We start from the raw sequence: 1,008 nt of genomic DNA on the forward strand, positions 1-1,008 counted from the left end.
GGCGCCGGTGCGGTCCATGCCGCCGTTCATCTCGTGCGCTTCCGCCGGACAGGGCGAGCCGCAGAAGTGGCGGATGGCGCAGTCACGACAGGGCGAGAAGGTGTCCACATCACGTCCCGTGACAAGGCGAAAGCCGTCCGACTTGAGCGCCGCCTCAACACTATTGGAAAACAGGTTACCGCCGCTGAAGCGCGGCAGGCCGATGAACTCGCTGCAAGGATAGAGATCGCCATCGGCGGCGAGGGCAAAGAAGGCGCGGCCACCACCGCAGGGCGAGATGTCGCACATCAACCGTCGCGCCGACGGCGCGAGAATGGCAAGGAGGATATTCGCAAAATCAGCCACCACCAGCTTGCGCCCGGTTTCCCGGTACAGCGCATGGTTGCGGTCGAGCGCGGCGAAGAAGGCGCGCGCCATATTGGCGTCGGTCGGTTTCACGTTGCGGGCACCGGGCAGCGTGCAGCGGACGGTGTTGAGCAAGCAGGTTGGCACCTCGTGGGCGTGAAACAGCTCGATCATTTGCGTCAGATAAGCGAGGTTCTCGGTGGTGCAGGTGGTGATCACACTCCATGCGTCATAACCGCGCAACTTATCCATCGCCGCCAGCACCTGTTGATGGACGCTGCGCCCACTCCAGGTATGACGCGTCGCGTCGGTGATGGCCGCCTCTGGTCCATCAAGGGAGAGACCGATGCTGACTTTGCGCTCGGTGAGAAAATCGACCGCCGACTGATCGAGCAAGGTGCCGTTGGTCTGAAGACCGAAGACAAAATCATCGCCGAAGGCATCGATGGCATTGAAGACCCCCTGCCGGTTCAGCAGCGGCTCTGAGCCATGGAAGATGATGCGCGGGCGGCGTCCTTCGGGCATCACCGTCTTGAAGTAAGCGCGCAGCTTGTCCAGTGCCGCCAGCAACTTGTCTTGCGACATATGGCTGCCGTCGCGGCGCATTGCGCCGGGCAGGTAGCAATAGGTGCAGTTGAGATTGCAGCGTTCGGTGGGGTTCAC

At 62.3% G+C, this 1,008-nt stretch carries 1 protein-coding gene; it reads right to left on the bottom strand.

The annotated features are described in order from the left end of the window. A partial coding sequence (cbpB, locus tag ADADOO_RS04810) for a peptide-modifying radical SAM enzyme CbpB (RefSeq protein ID WP_511275476.1) occupies positions 1-1,008 on the bottom strand: 1,008 nt, incomplete at both ends.

Source organism: Azonexus sp., from assembly GCF_036170495.1.
Classification (GTDB): Bacteria; Pseudomonadota; Gammaproteobacteria; order Burkholderiales; family Rhodocyclaceae; genus Azonexus.